Origin of the sequence: Microbacterium sp. AB (assembly GCF_032878875.1) — a bacterium.
GTDB lineage: Bacteria > Actinomycetota > Actinomycetes > Actinomycetales > Microbacteriaceae > Microbacterium > Microbacterium betulae.
This window is the reverse complement of record NZ_CP118157.1, coordinates 1,299,706-1,321,996: the sequence shown is the minus strand read 5'-3', so window position 1 is coordinate 1,321,996 and position 22,291 is coordinate 1,299,706. Positions and strand designations below refer to the sequence as shown.

18 protein-coding genes are annotated in these 22,291 nt (G+C 72.1%); 13 read left to right on the top strand and 5 right to left on the bottom strand.

What is annotated here, in order from left to right; genetic code table 11:
* Positions 1-56: 56 nt before the first annotated feature.
* Positions 57-824: a DeoR/GlpR family DNA-binding transcription regulator gene (locus tag N8K70_RS06225; RefSeq protein WP_317140736.1), complete on the bottom strand. Its 768-nt coding sequence runs from the start codon at positions 822-824 to the stop codon at positions 57-59.
* A gap of 75 nt (positions 825-899) precedes the next feature.
* On the opposite strand from N8K70_RS06225, the gene N8K70_RS06220 reads away from it, so the two are divergent.
* The 3 genes from N8K70_RS06220 to N8K70_RS06210 all read left to right on the top strand — a co-directional run bounded on the left by N8K70_RS06220 (position 900) and on the right by N8K70_RS06210 (position 5,243).
* Entirely contained in the window at positions 900-1,658 is a 759-nt protein-coding gene (locus N8K70_RS06220) for a DeoR/GlpR family DNA-binding transcription regulator (RefSeq protein ID WP_317140735.1), read from the top strand.
* A gap of 81 nt (positions 1,659-1,739) precedes the next feature.
* Positions 1,740-3,776: a bifunctional aldolase/short-chain dehydrogenase gene (locus N8K70_RS06215; protein ID WP_317140734.1), complete on the top strand. Its 2,037-nt coding sequence runs from the start codon at positions 1,740-1,742 to the stop codon at positions 3,774-3,776.
* Between the two features lie 45 nt (positions 3,777-3,821).
* Entirely contained in the window at positions 3,822-5,243 is a 1,422-nt protein-coding gene (locus N8K70_RS06210) for a rhamnulokinase (protein WP_317140733.1), read from the top strand.
* Between the two features lie 69 nt (positions 5,244-5,312).
* On the opposite strand, the gene N8K70_RS06205 is transcribed toward N8K70_RS06210, so the two are convergent.
* Positions 5,313-6,230, bottom strand: coding sequence for a pseudouridine synthase (locus N8K70_RS06205; protein ID WP_317140732.1), 918 nt, complete (start codon positions 6,228-6,230; stop codon positions 5,313-5,315).
* Between the two features lie 81 nt (positions 6,231-6,311).
* Between N8K70_RS06205 and N8K70_RS06200 the strand changes: the two genes are divergently transcribed.
* The 8 genes from N8K70_RS06200 (at position 6,312) to N8K70_RS06165 (ending at position 16,036) form a co-directional block, all read left to right on the top strand.
* Positions 6,312-7,046 carry a FadR/GntR family transcriptional regulator gene (locus N8K70_RS06200; RefSeq protein ID WP_317140731.1) on the top strand — a complete coding sequence of 245 codons (735 nt, stop codon included), beginning with the start codon at positions 6,312-6,314 and terminating at the stop codon, positions 7,044-7,046.
* Positions 7,015-8,289 (top strand): alpha-hydroxy acid oxidase, encoded by a 1,275-nt coding sequence (locus tag N8K70_RS06195; protein ID WP_317140730.1) that lies wholly within the window; start codon positions 7,015-7,017, stop codon positions 8,287-8,289. Before N8K70_RS06200 ends, N8K70_RS06195 begins: the two co-directional genes overlap by 32 nt.
* A gap of 87 nt (positions 8,290-8,376) precedes the next feature.
* Positions 8,377-9,318 carry a quinone oxidoreductase family protein gene (locus tag N8K70_RS06190; protein WP_317140729.1) on the top strand — a complete coding sequence of 314 codons (942 nt, stop codon included), beginning with the start codon at positions 8,377-8,379 and terminating at the stop codon, positions 9,316-9,318.
* A 68-nt stretch (positions 9,319-9,386) separates the two neighbouring features.
* Positions 9,387-10,694 (top strand): O-acetylhomoserine aminocarboxypropyltransferase/cysteine synthase family protein, encoded by a 1,308-nt coding sequence (locus tag N8K70_RS06185; RefSeq protein ID WP_317140728.1) that lies wholly within the window; start codon positions 9,387-9,389, stop codon positions 10,692-10,694.
* 63 nt (positions 10,695-10,757) lie between these two features.
* Positions 10,758-12,950 carry a heavy metal translocating P-type ATPase gene (locus tag N8K70_RS06180; protein WP_317140727.1) on the top strand — a complete coding sequence of 731 codons (2,193 nt, stop codon included), beginning with the start codon at positions 10,758-10,760 and terminating at the stop codon, positions 12,948-12,950.
* Positions 12,947-13,933 carry a Gfo/Idh/MocA family protein gene (locus N8K70_RS06175; RefSeq protein WP_317140726.1) on the top strand — a complete coding sequence of 329 codons (987 nt, stop codon included), beginning with the start codon at positions 12,947-12,949 and terminating at the stop codon, positions 13,931-13,933. The genes N8K70_RS06180 and N8K70_RS06175 overlap by 4 nt, the downstream gene beginning before the upstream one ends.
* Positions 13,934-14,067: 134 nt before the next feature.
* Complete coding sequence (locus N8K70_RS06170; protein WP_317140725.1) at positions 14,068-15,120, top strand: M24 family metallopeptidase; 1,053 nt, start codon at positions 14,068-14,070, stop codon at positions 15,118-15,120.
* A 28-nt stretch (positions 15,121-15,148) separates the two neighbouring features.
* Entirely contained in the window at positions 15,149-16,036 is an 888-nt protein-coding gene (locus tag N8K70_RS06165) for a glycoside hydrolase family 43 protein (protein ID WP_317140724.1), read from the top strand.
* Between the two features lie 21 nt (positions 16,037-16,057).
* On the opposite strand, the gene N8K70_RS06160 is transcribed toward N8K70_RS06165, so the two are convergent.
* The 3 genes from N8K70_RS06160 to N8K70_RS06150 form a co-directional block, all read right to left on the bottom strand.
* Positions 16,058-17,710 (bottom strand): MGH1-like glycoside hydrolase domain-containing protein, encoded by a 1,653-nt coding sequence (locus N8K70_RS06160; RefSeq protein ID WP_317140723.1) that lies wholly within the window; start codon positions 17,708-17,710, stop codon positions 16,058-16,060.
* Positions 17,707-19,020 carry an ABC transporter substrate-binding protein gene (locus tag N8K70_RS06155; RefSeq protein WP_317140722.1) on the bottom strand — a complete coding sequence of 438 codons (1,314 nt, stop codon included), beginning with the start codon at positions 19,018-19,020 and terminating at the stop codon, positions 17,707-17,709. Before N8K70_RS06155 ends, N8K70_RS06160 begins: the two co-directional genes overlap by 4 nt.
* Positions 19,021-19,273: 253 nt before the next feature.
* Positions 19,274-20,275 (bottom strand): LacI family DNA-binding transcriptional regulator, encoded by a 1,002-nt coding sequence (locus N8K70_RS06150; RefSeq protein WP_317140721.1) that lies wholly within the window; start codon positions 20,273-20,275, stop codon positions 19,274-19,276.
* Between the two features lie 175 nt (positions 20,276-20,450).
* Between N8K70_RS06150 and N8K70_RS06145 the strand changes: the two genes are divergently transcribed.
* Positions 20,451-21,392: a carbohydrate ABC transporter permease gene (locus N8K70_RS06145; RefSeq protein WP_317140720.1), complete on the top strand. Its 942-nt coding sequence runs from the start codon at positions 20,451-20,453 to the stop codon at positions 21,390-21,392.
* Positions 21,382-22,281: a carbohydrate ABC transporter permease gene (locus N8K70_RS06140; protein WP_317140719.1), complete on the top strand. Its 900-nt coding sequence runs from the start codon at positions 21,382-21,384 to the stop codon at positions 22,279-22,281. Before N8K70_RS06145 ends, N8K70_RS06140 begins: the two co-directional genes overlap by 11 nt.
* The last annotated feature ends 10 nt before the right edge of the window (positions 22,282-22,291 follow it).

Here is a 22,291-nt window from a genome sequence, read left to right as displayed (position 1 = left end):
GTCGGCTGTGATGGGACCATGGTGTTAGCAGCTGTGAACTTTTGTCAAATCCTGTTCTAGAGGAGGGTCTCGACGATGCGCGCGTAGGGTGCGAGGTCCGTCGCGTCCGGCGCCAGCTCGGTCGCCAGCACCCCCACGCGATCGAGCGTGACGGCCGCCGCCGTGGCATTGCCGGAGAGCTTCTCGGAGTGGGCGCCGATGACCACCTGCGCCGAGGAGCGCGCGAAGGCGCGCTTGATCTCCGCCTCCTCGAGCGTGTCCTCGTAGCAGGCGCGTTCGTCGATCGCCGCGGCGGACGAGAAGAAGGCCGCGAAGCGCATGCCGTCCAGGAACGCCGTCGCGACGGGGCCCACGAGCGAGCCCGATCTCCGGTCGGCGGCCCCGCCCGTGAGGATCGCCGTGACCCCGGGCCGCTCCTGGAGCGCCTGGAAGGTCGTCAGCCCGTTGGTGACGACGGTGAGGTCGTCGCTCGGGGCGATGAGCTGCGCGAGGCGGTGGATGGTGGTGGACGAGTCCATCGCGATGACCCCGGACGACGGCACGAAGGGCAGGAGCTTCTCGGCGACGACGGTCTTCTCCTCCGCATGCGATCGCTCCCGCCCCTCGAAGCTCACGGGCCCGCTGTACACGGCGCCTCCGCGCACGCGCCGTGCGATGCCCTGCGACGCCATCCCGCTGAGATCGCGGCGCACGGTCATCTCGCTGACGCCCAGGACCTCGGCCGCCTCTGCGAGCGACACCGCCTTCGATTCCTTCAGACGGGTCAGCAGCCAGTTCCAGCGCTCTTCTGCGGCCAGGGAGTTCACGAGCACGAGTCTAGGCAAGCCCGCTCCTCCTCGTGACAGAAGTTGACAACTTCTCACATCCGGTCGGGCACACCCTCCTCCTAGGATGCCCCCATGGCCATCTCGAATCTCGACGCCGAGCGTCGCCGCGAGCGCCTCGTCGCGCTCGCCCACGAAGCCGATGGCGTGCTCATCGACGCCGCCGCCGAGCTCTTCGCGGTGTCGACCATGACCATCCGGCGCGATCTGCTGGATCTCGAGGCGGAAGGGCGCGTCCGCCGGGTACGCGGCGGGGCGGTCGCGGCCGAGACCGCACGCGCCTTCGACGCCCGCTCCGCCGTGCGCGCGACCGCGAAGCGCGCCGTCGCCGCGAAGGCCCTCTCACTCGTCCCCCGCCGCGGCGTCGTCGCCCTGGACGCCTCGACGACCGTGCACGCGCTGGCCGCCTCGCTCGGATCGCGAGACCGGCTGATGGTGTGCACGAACGCGTTCGAGACGTTTCAGGCGGCGAACCGGCTGGAGGGCGTGACGGCCGTCCTCTCGGGAGGCGCCGCGGAGCCCACGACGGGCAGCCTCGTCGGCCCGATCGCACGCCGCTCGCTGAGCTCGGTGTACTTCGACGTCTTCTTCGCGTCGGCCGACGCGGTCGACCCCTCGGACGGCACGTCGGAGGTCTCCGTCGAGGAGGCCGAGGTCAAGCGCATGCTGGCGGCCGGCGCGAGCCGCACCGTCCTCTGCGTCGATGCGAGCAAACTCGGGCGACGCTCCGTCGCGCGGGCGCTGGAGAGCGACGAGATCTCGGCGATCGTCACCGAGCTGGAGCCCTCCGATCCGCGGCTCGACCCCTACCGCTCACTCGCCGAGATCATCTGAGCCCTTTCGCCATACGTTCACGTGTGTTATCTTTCACATGAGATAACAGCACCGTTCGGTGCTCCCGTTCGAAGGAACCCCATGACGAATCCCACCGTCGCTGACCTCATCGCCCGGTCGAACCGGCTGGGCTCCGACCCCCGGAACACCAACTACGCCGGCGGCAACACGTCGGCGAAGGGCGCGGACATCGACCCCGTCACCGGCGAGCCCGTCGAGCTCCTCTGGGTCAAGGGATCCGGCGGCGACCTCGGCACGCTCACCGAGAAGGGCCTCGCGGCGCTGCGCGTCGACCGCATGCGCGCGCTCGTGGACGTCTATCCCGGCCTCGACCGCGAGGACGAGATGGTGGCCGCCTTCGACTACTGCCTGCACGGCAAGGGAGGAGCGGCGCCCTCGATCGACACCGCCATGCACGGCCTCGTCGACGCCGCGCACGTCGACCACCTCCACCCCGACAGCGGCATCGCGATCGCCACGTCGGCGGACGGCGAGGAGCTGACGAGGAAGATCTTCGGCGACAGGGTCGTCTGGGTGCCGTGGCGGCGCCCCGGCTTCCAGCTCGGCCTCGACATCGCGGAGATCAAGAAGGCCAACCCGCAGGCCGTCGGCACGATCCTCGGCGGCCACGGCATCACGGCCTGGGGCGACACGAGCGAGGAGAGCGAGCGCAACTCGCTCTGGATCATCGAGACGGCCGCGGCCTACATCGCGGAGAACGGCGCGGCGGAGCCCTTCGGCCGCGTGCGGCCCGGCTTCGAGGCGCTGCCCGAGGCCGAGCGCCGGGCCAAGGCCGCCGCTCTCGCCGCGACGATCCGCGGCCTCGCCAGTCACGACAGGCCGCAGGTCGGGCACTTCACCGACGCGGACGTCGTCCTGGACTTCCTCGCGCGCGAGAAGGCTCCCGCCCTCGCGGAGCTCGGGACGAGCTGCCCCGACCACTTCCTGCGCACGAAGGTCAAGCCGCTCCTCCTCGATCTCCCGGCGACGGCGAGCGTGGAGGAGTCGATCGCGCGGCTGAAGGAGCTGCACGAGCAGTACCGGGCCGACTACACCGCCTACTACGAGCGCTACGCGACGGAGGACAGCCCCGCCATCCGCGGCGCCGATCCGCTCATCGTCCTCGTCCCGGGCGTCGGGCAGTTCAGCTACGGCGCGAACAAGCAGACCGCGCGGGTCGCCGGGGAGTTCTACGTCAACGCGATCAACGTCATGCGCGGCGCGGAGGCGCTCTCCACGTACCGGCCCATCCCCGAGTCGGAGAAGTTCCGCATCGAGTACTGGGCTCTCGAGGAGGCGAAGCTCCGGCGGCTGCCGAAGCCGAAGACCCACCAGGGACGCATCGCGTTCGTGACGGGTGCCGCATCCGGCATCGGCAAGGCGATCGCGACGCGCCTGGCGGCCGAGGGCGCGTGCGTCGTCGTCGCCGACCTCGACCTCGAGAAGGCGCAGGCCGCGGCGGCCGAGCTCGGCGACGCGGATGTCGCGATCGGCGTCGCGGCGAACGTGGCGGACGCGGACGGCGTCCAGGCGGCCGTCGACGCCACGCTCCTGGCGTTCGGGGGCATCGACCTCGTCGTCAACAACGCCGGCCTGTCGCTGTCGAAGCCGCTGCTGGAGACGACGGAGAAGGACTGGGACCTGCAGCACGACGTCATGGCGAAGGGCTCCTTCCTCGTGTCGAAGGCCGCGGCGAAGGCGCTCGTCGAGCAGGGGCTGGGCGGCGACGTGGTCTACATCTCGTCGAAGAACTCCGTCTTCGCCGGCCCGAACAACGTCGCCTACTCGGCGACGAAGGCCGACCAGGCGCACCAGGTGCGCCTCCTCGCCGTCGAGCTCGGCGAGCACGGGGTGCGCGTCAACGGCATCAACCCCGACGGCGTCGTGCGCGGATCCGGCATCTTCGCCTCCGGCTGGGGCGCGAACCGCGCCGCCACGTACGGGGTGAAGGAGGAGGACCTCGGGCAGTTCTACGCGAACCGCACGATCCTCAAGCGCGAGGTCGTCCCCGAGAACGTCGCCGATGCGGTGTACGTCCTCACGGGACCCGAGCTCAGCCGCACGACCGGTCTGCACATCCCGGTCGACTCCGGGGTCGCCGCGGCCTTCCTGCGCTGATCCCCGGATCCCCGCCCCGCCCCGCCCCTACAGGAGTCCACGCCCATGAGCGTCACCGTCGCCGCCGTCGATCTGGGAGCCACGAGCGGCCGCGTCATGCTCGGCCGCGTCGGACGCGACGAACTGCGGCTCGAGGCCGTCGCACGGTTCCCCAACACCCCCGTCGAGACGATCGACGGCCTCCACTGGAACATCCTCGAGCTGTACCGCTCGGTCCTCGAGGGCCTCCGCGCCGCGTCCGCCGGCGACGTCGCGTCGATCGGCGTCGACTCGTGGGCCGTCGACTACGCGCTGCTGCGCGGAGGGCGCATGCTCGGCACGCCCTACCACTATCGAGACGCGCGCACGCGGGCCGGCGTCGACGCCGTGCACGCGGTCGCGCCGTTCGACGAGCTGTACGCCGAGAACGGCCTGCAGTTCCTGAGCTTCAACACGCTCTACCAGTACGCCGCCGACGCGGCGGCGGGCACGCTCGAGCTCACGGACGAGGCGCTGCTCATCCCCGATCTCATCGCGTACTGGCTGACGGGAGAGCGCGTCGCGGAGACGACCAACGCATCGACCACGGGCCTGCTGCGCGTCGACGGCTCGGCGTGGAACCTCCCGCTCGCCGAGAGGCTCGGCATCCCCTCGCGCATCCTGCCGCGCCTCGTCCGGCCGGGCGAGACGATCGGCGCGCTCCGCGACGCCGTGCGCACGACGACGGGGATCGACGCGCCCGTCGTCGCCGTCGGATCCCATGACACGGCATCCGCCGTCGTGGCCATCCCCATGACCGACCCCGACGCCGCGTACATCAGCTGCGGCACCTGGGGCCTCGTCGGCGTCGAGCTGGACGCTCCCGTCCTCACCGAGGCGAGCCGCGCGGCGAACTTCACGAACGAGGGCGGCGTCGACGGCCGCGTCCGGTTCCTGCACAACGTCATGGGCCTGTGGCTGCTGTCGGAGTCCGTGCGCGCGTGGGAGCGCGAGTCCGGCGAGACGATCGACCTCCGCTCCCTCCTCGCGCAAGCCGCGGACGTCACCGCGCCGCAGCCGGTCTTCGACGCGAACGACGCCGCCTTCACCGCGCCGGGAGGAATGCCCGAGCGCATCACGACCTGGCTGAGGGAGCGTGGGCTCCCCGTCCCGCGGACGCGCGCCGAGTACGTCCGCTGCATCGTGGAGAGTCTCGCGGACGCCTTCGCGGAGGCGGTGCACACGGCGTCGGACCTGTCGGGGAAGCGCGTCGGCGCCGTCCACCTCGTCGGCGGCGGCTCCCTCAACGAGCTCCTCTGCCAGCTGACCGCCGACCGTGCGGGGCTTCCCGTGCTCGCCGGCCCCGTCGAGGCGACGGCGCTCGGCAACGTCCTCGTCCAGGCGCGCGCCCTCGGCGCCGTCGACGGCTCGCTCGAGGACCTGCGCCGTCTCGTCGCCCGCACGACGTCCCCGAGGCGCTACGCGCCGCGCGGGACGGCCGGTGCCTGATCGGTGCCGAAGCACGGTCGTCGGCCGCCGGAACGGCGCCTCCGCGCCGAGGGACGAGACGGGGATCGGTCATCGATCCGACGGCGGAAACGCCTCCAGCGCCCGCGGGCTCGTGAACTCCCGCTCCGCGCCGTCGACGGGGTCGACGAACCGCAGCGTGCGGGCGAGCAGCTGCAGCGGCGCGGAGAAGTCGTCGACGTCGACGTCATCGACGAGCGGGTAGAGCGGGTCGCCGACGATGGGGCGGCCGAGGCGGTTCATGTGCAGCCTGATCTGGTGCGTCTTGCCCGTGAACGGCGTCGCCCGGTAGCGGGCGAGGCCTCCGCGCTCCTCGATGAGCTCGACGAGGGTGTGCGCGTTGGGCGCGCGGTCGTCGTGCTCGAACGCCTGCATCACGCCGTGCTGCTTCGTGATGTGGCTGCGCACGTGCGCGGGGAGCTCCAGATCGCCGGGAGCCGCGGCGACGGCCTCGTACTCCTTCCGCGGCACGCGCTCCTCGAACATCGTCTGGTACGCGCGACGCCATCGCCGTTCGGTCGTGAGCAGCAGCACGCCCGCCGTCACGCGGTCGAGGCGGTGCGCCGGGGACAGCTCCGGCAGCCCGAGCATGTTCCGCGCGCGCACGACGACGCTCTGCCGCACGTGCCGGCCGCGTGGGATGGTCGCGAGGAAGTGCGGCTTGTCGACGACGACGACGCGCTCGTCCTGGTGCAGGACGTCGAGGGGGAAGGGGACCTCGGCCTCGTCGCGCAGATCGCGGTGGAACCAGACGATGGCGTGCGGCCGGTAGGACTCGTCCGCGGCGAGCGGACGGCCGGAGTCGTCGACGAAGGCGCCGTCGCCGAGCATCTCGTCGATGCGCGCGGGAGTCAGGCGCGGGAGCCGCTCGACGAGGTGCTCGCGCATCGTCGCCCACGTCGTCTCCCGGGGCGTCCGCACCCACGCCGCGTCGAGGCCGTGGCGCTGGGGCAGAGGGGAACGGGGCACGCCTCGACGCTACCCGCTCCGGGGCACGACCGCCGTGGTAACGTGTGGTCGGACCACAGCGGTCCGAGCACAGGAGGCATCGTGGCCGACGAGCAGCGGGCGTGGGAGATCGTGCTCTCGCATCTCGAGCGCGCCCTCGTCGACGGGGAGCTCTCCCCCGGCGACCGCCTCCCCGGGGAGCGGGCGCTGGCCGGGGAGCTCGGCGTGGGGCGGTCGAGCGTGCGCGAGGCGATCCGCGTGCTCGAGGTGCTCGGCCTCGTGCGCACCGCGACCGGCTCCGGCCCCTCGTCGGGCGCGATCATCATCGCCCTCCCCGGCGGCGGCATGTCCGCCCTCATGCGCCTGCAGCTGGCCGCGACCGGCTTCCCCGTCGGCGACGTGGTCGACACGCGCCTCGTGCTCGAGACGCACGTCGCCGAGGACCTCGCGGCCTCCGCCCCCGATCTCGCCGGACCGTCCGCCCTGCTCGACGCCATGGACGACCCCGCCCTCGCCGAGGCGGGGTTCCTCGCGCTCGACCAGCGGTTCCATCTCGCCCTCGCCGAGGCGTCGGGCAACCAGGTCATCACGGCCACGATGGCGGGGCTTCGATCCGCCATCGAGGCGTACGCGACGGCGGGCGCCCTCTCGGTCGACGACTGGGAGACGACGTGCACACGCCTGCGTCGTGAGCACCGGGGCATCCTCGCCGCGATCTCGGCGGGAGACCCGGACGCCGCGGCGGACGCCGTCCGCGCGCACATCACCGGCTACTACGACCAGATCACCATCGGAAAGGACCAGCATGGTCACGCGACAGCTGCCGAAGCCCGCTGAGCTCTTGGAGCTCATGCAGTTCAAGAAGCCGGAGCTCGACGGCAGGAAGCGCCGCCTCGACGCCGCGCTCACGACCTACGACCTGCGCCGGATCGCGAAGCGCCGCACCCCCGCAGCGGCGTTCGACTACACCGACGGCGCCGCGGAGGGCGAGCTGTCGATGCACCGCGCGCGCCAGGCGTTCGAGGACATCGAGTTCCATCCCGACATCCTCAGGCCCGCGGAGGACGTCGACACCTCGACGACGATCCTGGACGGTCCGAGCGCCCTGCCGTTCGGCATCGCGCCGACGGGGTTCACGCGCCTCATGCAGACCGAGGGCGAGACGGCCGGCGCGGGGGCCGCCGCCGCCGCGGGCATCCCGTTCACCCTCTCGACGCTCGGCACGACCTCCATCGAGGACGTCAAGGCGGCGAACCCGCAGGGCCGCAACTGGTTCCAGCTGTACGTCATGCGGCAGCGAGAGATCTCGTACGGGCTCGTGGAGCGCGCGGCGAGGGCCGGCTTCGACACCCTCATGTTCACGGTCGACACGCCCATCGCGGGCGCACGGCTGCGCGACAAGCGCAACGGGTTCGCCATCCCGCCGCAGCTGACGCTCGGCACCATCCTCAACGCCATCCCGCGGCCGTGGTGGTGGATCGACTTCCTCACCACGCCCAAGCTCGAGTTCGCCTCGCTCTCGACGACGGGCGGGACGGTGGGCGACCTCCTCGACGCCGCCATGGATCCGACCATCTCCTACGACGATCTCGAGATCATCCGCGGGATGTGGCCGGGCAAGCTCGTCGTGAAGGGCGTGCAGAACGTCCCCGACGCCGTCAGGCTCATCGACCGCGGCGTCGACGGGATCATCCTCTCGAACCACGGCGGTCGTCAGCTCGACCGCGCTCCCGTGCCGTTCCACCTGCTGCCGCAGGTCGTGCGCGAGGTCGGCAAGGACGCGACCGTCATGGTCGACACGGGCATCATGAACGGCGCCGACATCGTCGCCTCCGTGGCGCTCGGGGCGACGTTCACGCTCGTCGGCCGCGCGTACCTGTACGGCCTCATGGCGGGCGGGCGCGAGGGCGTCGACCGCACGATCGCCATCCTCCGCAGCGAGATCGAGCGGACGATGAAGCTCCTCGGCGTCTCCTCGCTCGACGAGCTCGAGCCGCGCCACGTGACGCAGCTCAGCCGCCTCGTGCCGGTGGAGCCGACGGTGTCCGCGGCCGCGGAGGCCGTCGTCGCGCAGAGCTGACGCGCCCGCCGTCACACACCGTCACAGGGGGTCCCGATCGGCCGCGAGGCCCGTCGGGATCCCCCGCTTCGCGGTACCGTGAGACACATGGCGAAGGCGATCCAGTACTCCCAGCTCGGCGGCCCCGACGTCCTCGCGGTGACAGACGTCCCCGATCCCGTCGCCGGAGAGGGACAGGTCGTGATCCGCGTGGAGGCGGCCGGCGTCAACCCGGTCGACGCGAAGCTGCGGTCGGGCGTGCGAGCCTCCGGGCCGTTCACCGCGCCGCGCGGCGTCGGCACCGACGGAGCCGGCTTCGTCGTCTCCGTGGGCGAGGGCGTCGACGGCCTCCGGACGGGCGATCCCGTGGTGTTCTTCGAGACGCCGGGCGCGTACGCGACCGACGTCGTCGCCTCGGCGTCGAAGGCGTTCCTGCGACCCCCCGGAGTCACGGCGGCGCAGGGCGCCGCGCTCGGCATCCCCGTCGGCACCGCGTACCAGTCGCTGCGATCGCTCGGCGTGCGCGGAGACGACACGCTGCTCGTGCACGGCGGCTCCGGCTCGGTCGGGCAGGCGGTCGTCCAGTTCGCCGCGCTGTTCGGCGCCCGCGTGATCGCCACGACGAGCGACGCCCGCGCCGACCGCGTGCGCGGCCTCGGCGCCGAGACCGTCCCCTACGGCGAAGGGCTCGCCGATCGGGTGCGCGAGATCGCCCCGGAGGGCCCCACCGTGGTCCTCGACGCCGTCGGCACGGACGAGGCGCTCGCGGCCTCTCTCGAGCTGCTCCACGACCGGCGGCGCATCGCGACCCTCGTCCAGGGGGCGAAGGCCGCGGATCTCGGCATCCGCGCCTTCGCCGGCGGCTCGCCCGTTCCCCTCACGGCACAGCAGCTGGCCTGGCGCCACGAGGCGGTCGCCGTCGCGATCACACTGCTGGCCGCCGGGCGGTTCAGCGTCGAGCTCGGAGAGGCGCTCCCCCTCGCCGAGGCCGCACGGGCGCACCGCATCGTCGAGTCCGGCGCGCGCGGCAAGGTCGTGCTCGTCCCCTGACGAGCCCGGCCGAAACAGGACGTCACACGGATTCCCGACACGCCGGAGCAGGTCGGGAGAATGGCCGGATGACACAGGCCGACCGACCGTCCGGATTCGCGACGACGCAGCTCCACGCCGGATACGTCCCGGGGACGCCCGAGTACACCGTCGTCCCGCCGGTCTACCAGTCGTCGGCCTACGCCTTCTCGTCCCTCACGGAGGCACGCGAGAAGTTCGCGCTCCGCGAGCAGGGCTACATCTACAGCCGCAACAGCAACCCCACCCAGGCCGTCCTCGAGCAGCGGCTCGCCGTGCTCGAGGGCGGCGTGGCCGCGGCGGCCGTCTCATCCGGTCAGGCGGCGGTCGCCCTCACGACCTTCGCGCTGCTCGGCCGCGGGGGTCACGTCGTCGCATCGAGCCAGCTGTACGGCGGCACCGTCGACCTCTTCGGCGACACGTTCGGCGACTTCGGGCTCGAGGTGACGTTCGTCGACCAGGACGATTTCGACGCCTGGCGCGACGCCGTGCGCCCGAACACCCGGGCGTTCTTCGCGGAATCGGTGGCGAACCCCATCGCCCAGGTGCTCGACGTCGCATCGGTCGCCGAGATCGCCCATGAGGCCGGCGTGCCGCTCGTCATCGACAACACGGTGGCGACGCCGTACCTGCTGCGCCCCCGCGACTTCGGCGCCGACTTCGTCGTGCACTCCGCGACGAAGTTCATCGGCGGGCACGGGTCGTCGCTCGGAGGCGTCGTCGTGGATCTCGGGACGTTCGACTTCTCGGCGGAGCCGGAGAAGTGGCCGGGCCTCTTCGTGCCGCACTGGCGCTACGGCGACGTGTCGCTGTGGGAGGCCTTCGGCCCCGAGAGGGCGTTCATCACGCTCGTGAAGTCGAAGTTCGTGGGCGACCTCGGCACCGCGCTCTCGCCCTTCAACGCCTTCCAGCTGATCACGGGGCTCGAGACGCTCGATCTGCGCATCGCGCGCCACGTCGACAACGCCAAGACCGTGGCGTCGTTCCTCGACCGGCACCCGGCGGTCGGCGTCGTCTTCCACCCGTCGATCGGCACGAACCCCTGGAAGGGCGTCGCGAGGACCTACCTGCCGAAGGGCTCCCCGAGCGTGTTCGCGTTCGAGCTCGTGCCGAGCGAGGAGGACGCCTTCGCCCGGGTCGAGCGCGTGGTCGACGCGCTGCGGACCATCCGGCTCGTCGCCAACATCGGCGACGCCCGGACCATCGTCGCCCACCCCGCGTCGATGACGCACAACCACATGACGCCGGGCCAGCTCGCCGCTGCCGGCATCTCGCAGGCGACCATCCGCATCTCGGTCGGTCTCGAGGAGGCGGACGACATCGTCGCCGACCTCGAACAGGCGCTCGCGCGGGCATGACGGCGGGGCCGCGCTGATCCGGAATCCGGAGCCGGATACCCCCCAGGGGTATATCGTGGACGCATGAGCACGACTCACGACCACGAGGGACACGACGCGCACGGCGACCGCACCGGGCACGACCACGACGCGCATACGGAGCACGACGCGCACGACGCGCACGGGGACCGCACCGGACACGACGACACCCCGCACACGGACCACGCCGGCCACACCGGCCACGCCGGGCACACCGGCCACGTGGCGAGGTTCCGGCGCCTGTTCTGGGCGATGCTGGTGCTGGCGATCCCCGTCGTGGGATTCAACGGGATGTTCGCGCACCTGATCGGCTACCACCTGCCCGAGGCGGCCTGGGCGGGATGGGTCTCGCCCGTCCTGGGCACGGTCGTCTACCTCTGGGGCGGATGGCCCTTCCTGACCGGCGCGGTCTCGGAGGCACGGTCCCGCAAGCCTGGGATGATGCTCCTCATCGGCCTGGCCATCAGCGTCGCCTTCGTCGCGTCGTGGGGCGCGAGCCTGGGCCTCCTCGACGAGGAGCTGGACTTCTGGTGGGAGCTCGCGCTGCTCGTCGTCATCATGCTGCTGGGCCACTGGATCGAGATGCGCTCCCTCGCGCAGACCACCTCCGCCCTCGACTCGCTCGCGGCCCTGCTGCCGGACGAGGCGTGGCGGGTCGACGGCGACGACGTCGTGAAGGTCGTCCCGTCCGAACTCGCGGTCGGCGACGTGCTCGTCGTGCGTCCCGGTGCGTCCGTTCCCGCCGACGGCAGGATCGTGGACGGCTCCGCGAGCATCGACGAGTCCATGGTCACCGGGGAGTCGAAGCCGGTGCGCCGCGGCGTCGGCGACCAGGTCGTGGCGGGGACGGTCGCCACGGACTCGGGTCTCCGCGTGCAGGTGACGGCCGTCGGCGACGACACCGCGCTGGCCGGCATCCAGCGCCTCGTCGCCGACGCCCAGGCGTCCTCGTCCCGCGCCCAGCGGATCGCCGACACCGCGGCGGCCTGGCTGTTCTGGTTCGCGCTCGGCGCCGCGGCGATCACCGCCGTGGTGTGGACGGCGGTCGGCGCACCGGACACCGCGGTCGTGCGCACCATCACGGTGCTCGTGATCGCGTGCCCCCACGCCCTCGGGCTGGCCATCCCGCTCGTGGTGTCCATCGCCACGGAACGCGCCGCCCGCGGCGGCGTGCTCGTCAAGGACCGCCTCGCGCTCGAGTCCATGCGCACGGTCGACACGGTGCTGTTCGACAAGACGGGGACGCTGACCAGGGGCGAGCCGACGGTCACGGCCGTCGCCCCCGTGGCCGGACGCGACGCCGACGAGGTGCTCGCGCTCGCCGCCGCGGCCGAGGCCGACAGCGAGCATCCGCTGGCCAGGGCCGTCGTGGGCGCCGCACGCGCCCGGGGGCTGCGCGTCCCTGGAGCGGCCGAGTTCGCCTCGTCCCCCGCCGTCGGCGTGCGCGCCTCGGTCGAGGGCACGACGGTCGAGGTCGGCGGTCCCCGCCTTCTGGAGGGGCACGGTCTCGCCGAGCTCGCCGTCGCGGACGACTGGCGCGCCGAAGGGGCGATCATCCTGCACGTGGTGTCGGGCGGAGAGGTCGTCGGCGCCCTGAGGCTGGCCGACGAGATCCGCCCGGAGTCCCGGACCGCCGTCGACGCGCTGCACGCGTCCGGCATCCAGGTGGTGATGATCACCGGCGACGCCCGGGCGGTCGCCGAGACCGTCGCGGCCGATCTCGGCATCGACCGGGTCTTCGCCGGCGTCCGGCCGGAGGACAAGGCCGCGAAGGTCGCCGAGCTGCAGCGGGAGGGCCGCAAGGTCGCCATGGTGGGCGACGGCGTCAACGACGCCCCCGCCCTGGCGCAGTCGGACGTGGGCATCGCGATCGGCGCGGGGACGGATGTCGCCATCGGCTCGGCCGGCGTCATCCTGGCCTCGTCGGACCCGCGCTCCGTGCTCTCCGTGATCGCGCTGTCGCGCGCCGCCTACCGCAAGATGACGCAGAACCTGTGGTGGGCCGCCGGCTACAACCTGATCTCCGTGCCCCTCGCGGCCGGCGTCCTCGCGCCGCTCGGCTTCGTCCTCCCCATGAGCGTCGGCGCCATCCTCATGTCGGCCTCCACGGTCGTCGTGGCGGCGAACGCCCAGCTGCTGCGCCGCCTCGACCTGCGACCCGAGACGAGCGCAGGCGCGCTCCTCCGCCAGGACGAGCGCGTAGCGGAGGACGACGCCCCGCTACGCTCGAACCCATGACCGGACTTCGCTGGGGAATCCTCGCCACGGGCGGCATCGCCCGCTCCTTCGCAGACGACCTGCGCACCGCAGGGCTCGACATCGCCGCCGTGGGCTCGCGGTCGCCGGGCTCGGCCGCCCGCTTCGCGGCGGAGTTCGGCATCGCGCACGCGCACGGCTCGTACGAGGAGCTCGCGGCCGATCCCGGCGTCGACATCGTCTATGTCGCCACGCCGCACCCCGCGCACGTCGAGAACGCGCGCCTCGCCCTGGAGAGCGGCAAGCACGTGCTCGTGGAGAAGCCGTTCACCCTGACGGGGGCCGAGGCCGCGGAGCTGCGCGACCTCGGCGCACGGCAGGGCCTTCTCGTGATGGAGGCCATGTGGACGCGCTACCTGCCGCACATGGCCCGCATCCGCGAGATCGTCGCGGCGGGGGCCCTCGGCGAGATCCGCGTCGTGACGGCGGACCACACGCAGCGCATCACGAGCGACCCCGGCCATCGCCTGAACGCCCTCGAGCTCGGCGGCGGGGCGCTGCTCGATCTCGGCGTCTACCCGATCTCGTTCGCATGGGACGTCCTGGGCCGGCCGACGACCGTCCGTGCCACCGCCCGTCTCGCCGAGACCGGCGCCGACTCCGAGGTCGCCACGATCATGACGCATGAGGGCGGCGCGATCTCGACGACCGTGTCGTCGTCGCGCGCAGCCGGTCCGAACACCGCCCACATCGTCGGCACGGAGGCGCGCATCGACGTCGACCGCGTCTGGTACACGCCCACCACGTTCCGCGTGACGACGCCCGACGGGACGGTGCGGGAGGAGTTCGCCGCTGAGCCGTTCGAAGGTCGGGGGATGTTCTTCCAGGCGCTGGCCGCGGAGCGCCTCGTCGCCGAGGGACGCACCTCCAGCGACATCCTGCCGATCGACGAGACGGTCGAGATCATGGGCGCGCTCGACGAGATCCGACGCCAGATCGGCGTCCGGTACCCCCAGGAGGCGTGAGAACCTCGCCCCTCGAGCACCTCGGGCCGCCGCGCCGTGTGAAGCGCCGTCCGCGTGAAAGCGGTTTCTCCGCTAGGCTGTGACGGTTCCGCCTCGTCGGGACACCGCACCGACGACGCGATGGAGCCCGCACCATGCCCCCGTCCCCCACGGCCGACCGCCCGCACAAGCGCGCGCGGCTCGCGGCGATCCTCGACGCGCGCGATGCGGAGGCGATCCTGCTGACCGCGCCCGAGAACCTCGCGTGGTTCTTCGACGGGGCGCGCACGAGCGTCCCCTACGGCGGCGCCGCCGTCTTCTCCGCGATCGTCCGCCGGGACGGCTCCGCCGTCGTCACCGCCCCGGCGAACGAGGCCGCACGGCTGGCGGAGGAGGAGGTCGGCGGCGCCGAGATCCGCGCGGTGGACTGGTACGCCGACCTCGCCGGTGCGGAACCCGGCGTCCTGCACGACACGGATGCCGTCGAGGAGCTCCGCGCCGCACGGGCCGCGCTGCTGCCCGTCGAGAGGGAGCGGTACCGCGCGCTGGGCCGGGAGACGGCCCGCGCGATGACCGCGGTGCTGCGGGACGCGCGTCCTCGGACCTCCGAGCGCGATCTCGCGGGCGAGCTGGCGCGCGCCGTCGTGGCGGCCGGCGCCGATCCCGTCACGATCCTCGTGGCGGGGGAAGGCCGCACGCAGGTGCAGCACCCCCTCCCCACCCGCACGCCGCTCGGCCGGCGTGCGATGGCCGTCGTCTCCGCCAGACGCCACGGCCTGCACGTCAGCCTCACCCGGTGGGTGCGCTTCGGCGGCGGCGCGCCGGACACGGAGCGCGCCATCCGGGAGGTCGAGGCCGACGCGTTCGCCGCGACCCGTCCGGGCCGCGAGCTGCGCGCGATCCTCTCGGACATCGCGGCATCCTACGAGCGCCACGGTCTCGGGTCGCCGTCGCGCCCGGCATGGCTCGCGCACCACCAGGGCGGTCCGACCGGGTATCTCGGCCGCGATCCGAAGGCCGGCCCCGCGAGCACGGCGCGCGTCGCCACGGGCCAGGCGTTCGCGTGGAACCCCTGGGCGCCGCACGTCAAGATCGAGGACACCGTCGTCGTCGACGACTCCGGCCTCGAGGTGCTCACGGTCGACCCCGCGTGGCCAACGGTCGGCGTGCGGGGCGTCGCACGCCCCGTCGAGCTCGATCTCTCCTGACAGGCCCCTACCGCGGAAGGACACCTCCATGCGACTCGACGACATCCAGATCCGCGATCCGTTCGTTCTCCGGGCGCCGGAGGACGGCCGCTTCTGGCTGTTCGGCAGCACCGACGCGGACATCTGGAGCGGTCCCGCGACGGGCTTCGACACGTACTGGAGCACCGACCTGGAGGAATGGCACGGTCCCCTCCCGGCGTTCCGTCCGGAGCCGGGCTTCTGGTCGCACACGCAGTACTGGGCGCCGGAGGTGCACGTGCACGACGGCGCCTTCTTCATGTTCGCGACGTTCACGGCGGAGGGGCGGCGGCGCGGCACGCAGGTCCTCCGCGCCGAACGGCCGGAGGGCCCGTACGCGCCGTGGTCTCCCGGACCCGTGACCCCGCACGACTGGGAGTGCCTCGACGGCACGCTGCACGTCGAGGACGGCCCGGACGGCGTCGTGCCCTACCTGGTGTTCTGCCGCGAGTGGAAGGACGTCGGCGACGGGGAGGTGCACGCGGTGCGGCTCTCGGACGACCTGCGCGAGGCGATCGGCGAGCCGTTCCTGCTCTTCCGCGCATCGGAGGCCGCCTGGGCGCGACCCCTCCCCCGGCCCGGGTTCCCCGAGGTGCACGTGACGGACGGCCCCTGGATGCACCGGACCCGCGACGGACGCCTCACGATGCTCTGGTCGAGCTTCGGCGACTCCGGGTACGCGATGGGGGTGGCGACATCGGGTTCCGGCGACGTGCGCGGACCGTGGACGCAGTCGGACACACCGCTCTGGCCGGCCGACGGCGGGCACGGGATGATCTTCGCCGACGGCGCGGGGCGCCTCCTCCTGACGCTGCACGCTCCCAACGGCACACCCGACGAGCGCGCCCGCCTCTTCCCGCTCGAGGAGACCCCGGACGGCCTGCGCCTGACGGCCTGACGCGCCGCAGAGGACCGCGCATCACAGGACGGGGGCGACGAACTCCACCCGAGAGCGCGCGCCCGCCGCTGCGCCGTCGAGCTCGACGCGCTCGTTCGGCGCGACCTCGAGGGACACGGATCCGCCGGGGAGCGTCAGCTCCCCGGCGACCGTGCGCGCGCCGATGCCGACGACCGCCCGCGCGCCGCCCACGGTGTCGGTGACGACCCGCCAGCCCCGCGGGAACGCGAACGCCGCCTCGCCGTCGCGCACGGCCTCGACGCGCTCGTCGTCGGCGACGAGCTCCCATGCGCTCCCACCCACGGTGCGCGCGTAGGCGACGGCCTCCGCCGCCGTGCCGTGATCGAGCCGGGTCGGCGGGAGCCCCGTGAACCAGACCTCGCCATCGGGGCGTGGGAGGATGCCCGCGTAGCGCTCGATCGCGTCGAGGAACCACAGGATCGCGGGCGAGTACGCCTCCGCGAAGCCCGCGTCCCCCGACCACGGGTCGAGGCACTGCGGGAAGCGGTCGGCCCTGCCGAGCGCCGCGAGGACCGGCGCCGACGCGAGAGCCAGCTCGGCGACGTGTCCGTGGTGCTCGAAGGCATGCGGCGCCCGCAGCAGGGCGAGGAAGTTGACCGGGCCGCCCCACGAGTTGCGCGACGCGTCGTGATCGAACCGGGGATCGTCGAGAGCGAGCGAGGTGAAGCCGTGGTGCGCCAGGAGCTTGCGCGTGTTCATGAGGTACCGGCGGAGGCTCTCGGCGAAGAAGGCCTCGTCGCCGACCTCGTTCGCCAGGACCCGCGGCAGCACGTCGCCCTGCACGCGCACATGGTCCCCGTTGCGATCCCGGTCGTAGAAGAAGCCGTCGGCCTCGTCGAAGCACTGCGCGTAGAGGGCGTCGAGCGACGCCCGCGCCCGCTCGCGCCACCGCGCCCCCTCCGCCGCGCCCGCACCGCCGTCGAGCTCGTCGGCGATGCGGGCGAGATACGCGCGCTGGCACGCGACGTTCGACGTCAGGTCGGGCGCGACGTACGGCACGAGCGGCGCCGCGGGATCGACCTGCCGCGCGTCGCCGCGGAACGCGCGATCGGGGGCGAACCAGAAGCGCGGCGACAGATCGTGCCCCGTGTCGAAGGCGCAGAACGCCTCGACGCCGCCGGTCCCGCGCGTGTCGCGGTACTCCTCGAGCCAGGCGTCGTATCGCGTCATCGCACGGCGCATCGTGTCGAGGAAGGGCCGGTCGCGCCCCGTCAGCAGGTAGTGGTTCCAGACGGTGCGCGCGAGAGGCGTGACGATCTGGATCTGGCCGAACCCGGGTCCGTCGGCCGTCACCTTGTACGGGATCATCCCGTCGCGACGCTGACGGGCGGCGAACAGCAGCAGCGTGTCGCGGGCGATGCGCGGGGCGAACCGGGTGAGCACCTCGGCGCTGATCGTGCCGGTGCTCTCGAGCCACGCCCCGTGGTACACGCCGCCCTCGTGCAGCACGGGGGCGGCGCCGCCGAGCGGGCGCACGCACATCGCCAGCTCGGCCAGCGCCGTGTGCCACCGTTCCTCGAGCGGTCCTCCCACCGCGGCGAAACGCACGCCCGCCGCCGCGAGCCCGCGTCCGAGCGGCGACGCGCCGGTCCCGGACCGGCCGGTCGCGTCGCCCCCGCGCAGGCGCCGCAGCGCCTCCTCCCTCGCCGTCACTGCAGAGCCGCGCCGAGCTCCGAGACCCATCCCTCGCCGGCCTGCTGCGGGGTCGCGCGTCCGAAGAGCAGGTCGGACTCCATGCGCTGCGAGAGCTCGTTCATGATCCCGCCGCCCGCAGGCTGCGGCGGCGCCACGACGCCCTCCTCCAGGATGACGTCGACGTAGTCGGCGGCCGTCTGGCTCGGACCGCTCAGCAGCGGGCGCACGACCGCGAGGGTGTCGGGGTTGAACGGCACGCCGCGCGTGTCGAGGATCAGCTCGGCCGCGGAGGGCTCGTGCAGGAACCAGTCCACCAGCATGGCCGCCGCCTCGGGGTGAGCCGACGCCGCGTTGATCGACCAGAAGGCCGAGGGGAGCAGCGCGACGCCCGTCACGCCCGTCGACGTCGGCGGCAGCTGCATGCGGACGTCGCCGGCGTCGGAGTACGCCTCCATCAGGTTGCTGTAGCCGAACGTGATGGCGGCCTGGCCGAGGGTGAACGGCTGCTGGTCGGGCGGCAGCTGCCAGTTGGCCGTCACGACCGACGGGTCGGGCAGTCCCCCGCCCTCGGCCAGCTGCTGCTCGATCTCGTACCAGCCGGCCATGTCGTCGGCGGTGACGCCGAGCTGTCCGTCCCAGTCGTACATGCCGAGCTCGCTCACCTGCCCCGCGTACGTGCCGATGATGTCCTGGATGCGCAGGTCGATGCCGTAGACGGGCTGACCGGCGTCGTTCACGAGTCCCGCGCTGCCGATGTCGTTCGCCGCCTCGACGAGGTCCTCCCACGTCCATCCGGCGTCGGGCACGGGCACCCCTGCCTGCGCGAAGACATCGGCGTTGACGAACGCGGCCGTCGCGTTGCCGCCCGTGGGGAGTCCGTAGAGCGTGCCGTCGACGATCCCGTTCGTGAGCGAGAACTCGGGATAGTCCGACGCGTCGAGCACGTCGCCCACCGTCGACAGGTCGAGCAGCGCCCCGAGCGAGCCGTACTCCTGCGGCTTCGCGCCGCCGAGCGCGAAGACGTCGGGCGCCGTGTCTCCTCCTGCCGCGAAGTCGGTCGCCAGCCGGTTGAAGAGGTCGTCCGGCGATCCGACGGGCGTCTCGTCCACGGTGATGTTCGGATGCTCGGCCTCGAACTGGTCGATGACCTCTCCGAAGAGCGCGGAGCGCGTGTCGTCGCCCCACCAGGAGATCTCGAGGGTGATCTCCTCGTCGGGGTCGTACTCGCCGCCGCCGGCGGCTCCGCCGGAGCAGCCGCCGAGGATCAGGGTCGCGGCGACGGAGCCGAGCGCCGTGACCACCGCGCGTGATCGTGTGATACGCCTCATTGCGCCTCGTTTCGAGTCGGAGCGGCCCTCTCGGCCGCCGTGGTGCCGTGTGCAGGGCGGAAGGGTGTGCCGCCCGGAGCGGCTCGCCGAGCACTCTCGGAGAAACCGCTTTCACGCAAGCTAGCACCAGCCTCGAAAGCGTGTCAACGGTCCCGGCCGTCGTCTCGGCCGTCCGGACGACGAGAGCGACCCGCCATCGGCCGCGAAACGGGTCGATCTCGTCGGACGAGGGCGCCGCGCCGGCCGCGGGGGTCTACGCGGGCGGCGCGACGGAGTCGCGCAGCTCGAGGCGCGGCTGGAAGACGACGTTGTGCCCCGGCTCCTCGCCGCGGATGAGCGCGCGCATTCGCTGCCAGGCGACCACGCCGAGCTCGGCGTGCGGCACCGAGGCCGTCGTGAGCGCCGGCGCGACGTACTGCGCCAGCGGGATGTCGTCGAAGCCGGTGACCGAGACGTCCTCCGGCACGCGCAGCCCAAGCTCGCGCAGCCCGCCGATGAGACCGATGGCGACGAGGTCGTTGAACGCCAGCGCCGCCGTCGCGCCGGAGTCCCTCACCGTCGGCGCTGCGGCGCGGCCGTCGTCCGAGCCCGCCCCCGCGGGCACCCGGTCGACGCGCACGTCCGGATGCTCCTCGGCGAAGTCCCGCAGCCCGCTCTCGCGATACGCGTTCGAGGCGCTGCGCTCCGGCCCGTAGAGGTAGACGAGGTGCCGATGGCCGAGGTCGTGCAGATGACGCGCGAGGGCGTAGATGCCGGTGCGGTAGTCGATCGAGAGCGAGGGCGCGGCGATCTGCGTGGCCACACGGTTGATGAGCACCAGCGGCTGCAGCTGCGAGGCGATCGCCCGCAGGTCGTCCTCGGGCATGCGCGGCGCGCAGAGCACGATCGCGTCGGTGCGGCGGCGGATCTCCGTCGACAGAGCGGCCTCGTCCGCGGGCGACTCGCCCGAGTCGGCGACGAGGACGCGGTATCCGTCTCCCGCGGCCGTCTTGCTGAGCCCCGCGAGCACCGACTGGAAGGCCGGGTTGGCGAGGTCGGGCACGACGAAGGCGATCGCGTTGGTCTGCCCGAGGGCGAGGCTGCGGGCGAGCGGGCTCGGCACGTAGGAGAGCTCCAGCGCGGCGACCCGCACGCGCTCGGCGATCTCCGGATCCCCCGCGAAACGCCCGTTCATGACGCGGGACACCGTCGCAGGCGACACGCCGGCGTGACGCGCGACGTCCGTGATCGTCGCCGATCCGCGATTCGTCGCCATCCTCGCCCTCCCCGCCCCGCCGCCGTCTGCGGACCCCACAACCCTACCGGCGCGCATTTGACGAATCGCGCGAGACGTGCTGATAATCGTCGGGAGGTGAGAAACCGCTTTCACCGGCCGCGATCCCACACGGGCCGTTCCTCGTGACAGCGGCTCCGATGACGAGGAGGTCAACGTGAGCAGTATCGGCGAGCTCCGCTCCATCGCGCTGACACGGCGCAAGGGCGGGCCACGCGTCAGGGAGAAGCACCCCGACGACAAGGCGGCCCTGCTCTTCCTGCTGCCCTGGCTCGTCGGCGTGCTCGGCCTGACGGTCGGCCCCATCGTCGCCTCGCTGTACCTGTCGTTCACCGACTACAACCTGCTCCAGCCGCCCGTGTGGTCGGGACTGGACAACTTCGTCCAGATGTTCGGCGACGCGCGGTTCTGGAACTCGTTCCGCGTCACGGTGACCTACGTCGTCGTCGGCGTCCCCCTGCAGCTCGCGCTGGCCCTGGGCCTCGCGGTCCTGCTCGACAGGGGCATGCGCGGGCTGTCGTTCTACCGGTCGGTCTTCTACCTGCCGTCGCTGCTGGGCGGATCGGTCGCGATCGCGATCCTGTGGCGTCAGGTGTTCGGCAAGGAAGGCCTCGTCAACGGCTTCCTCGCGTGGTTCGGCGTCGAGGGCCCCGGGTGGATCGGCCACCCCGACTACGCGCTGGGCACGCTCATCGTGCTGCACGTGTGGACGTTCGGCTCCCCCATGGTCATCTTCCTGGCGGGCCTGCGCCAGATCCCCGAGATGTACTACGAGGCCGCCTCGATGGACGGCGCCGGCAGGATCCGTCGGTTCTTCTCGATCACGTTCCCGCTGCTCACGCCGGTGATCTTCTTCAACCTCGTGCTGCAGATCATCTTCGCGTTCCAGTCGTTCACACAGGCCTACGTGGTCTCGGGCGGCACGGGCGGGCCCGGCGACGCGACGATGTTCTTCACGCTGCTCCTCTACAAGGAGGCGTTCACCGAGCTCGACATGGGCTACGCGTCCGCGATGGCCTGGTTCCTCGTGGTCGTGATCGCCGCCTTCACCGCGTTCAACTTCTGGCTCTCGAAGTACTGGGTGTTCTATGACGACTGAGACCGAGACCCTCCTCCGCCCCGACGCCGCGAGACGGCCCCGGAGGCGCGCAGCCGCCGGGACGAGCACGCTCAGATCGGTCGGGAAGCACATCCTGCTGGGCGCCGTGTCGCTCGTCATGGTGTACCCGCTCGTCTGGCTCGTCGTGTCGAGCTTCAAGCCCAACGGCGAGATCTTCCGCGACCTGTCGATCTTCACGACCGACCTCACGACGGAGAACTACGCCAACGGATGGAACGATCTGCAGCATCCCTTCGGGCTGTTCCTGCTGAACTCGTCGATCATCGCGCTCGGCGCCATCGTCGGGAACCTGCTGTCGTGCTCGATGGCGGCCTACGCGTTCGCCCGGCTGCGGTTCCGCGGCAGGAACCTCGCGTTCGCCGTGATGCTCGGCTCCATCATGCTGCCGTTCCAGGTGCTCCTCGTGCCGCAGTTCCTCATCTTCAAGGAGCTCGGATGGCTGAACACCTTCCTCCCCCTCATCGCACCGAAGTTCCTCGCGACCGAGGCGTTCTTCGTGTTCCTCATGGTGCAGTTCATCCGCGGGCTGCCGAAGGAGCTGTTCGAGGCGGCTCGCATCGACGGCGCCGGCCACGCCCGCAGCTACTTCCAGATCACGCTGCCGCTGATCGTCCCCTCGCTCGCGACGACCGCGATCTTCACGTTCATCTGGACGTGGGGCGACTTCTTCGGCCCGCTCATCTACCTCCGTCTGCCCGAGCTGTTCCCCGCCTCGTTGGCGCTGAAGGGGTTCCTCGACGCGCAGTCGAGCTCGGACTACGGCTCGATGTTCGCCATGAGCGTCGTGTCGCTGCTGCCCCTGTTCCTGGTCTTCCTGTTCGGCCAGCGGTTCCTCATCCGCGGATCCGCGACGTCCGGCATCAAGTGAGGAGAAGATC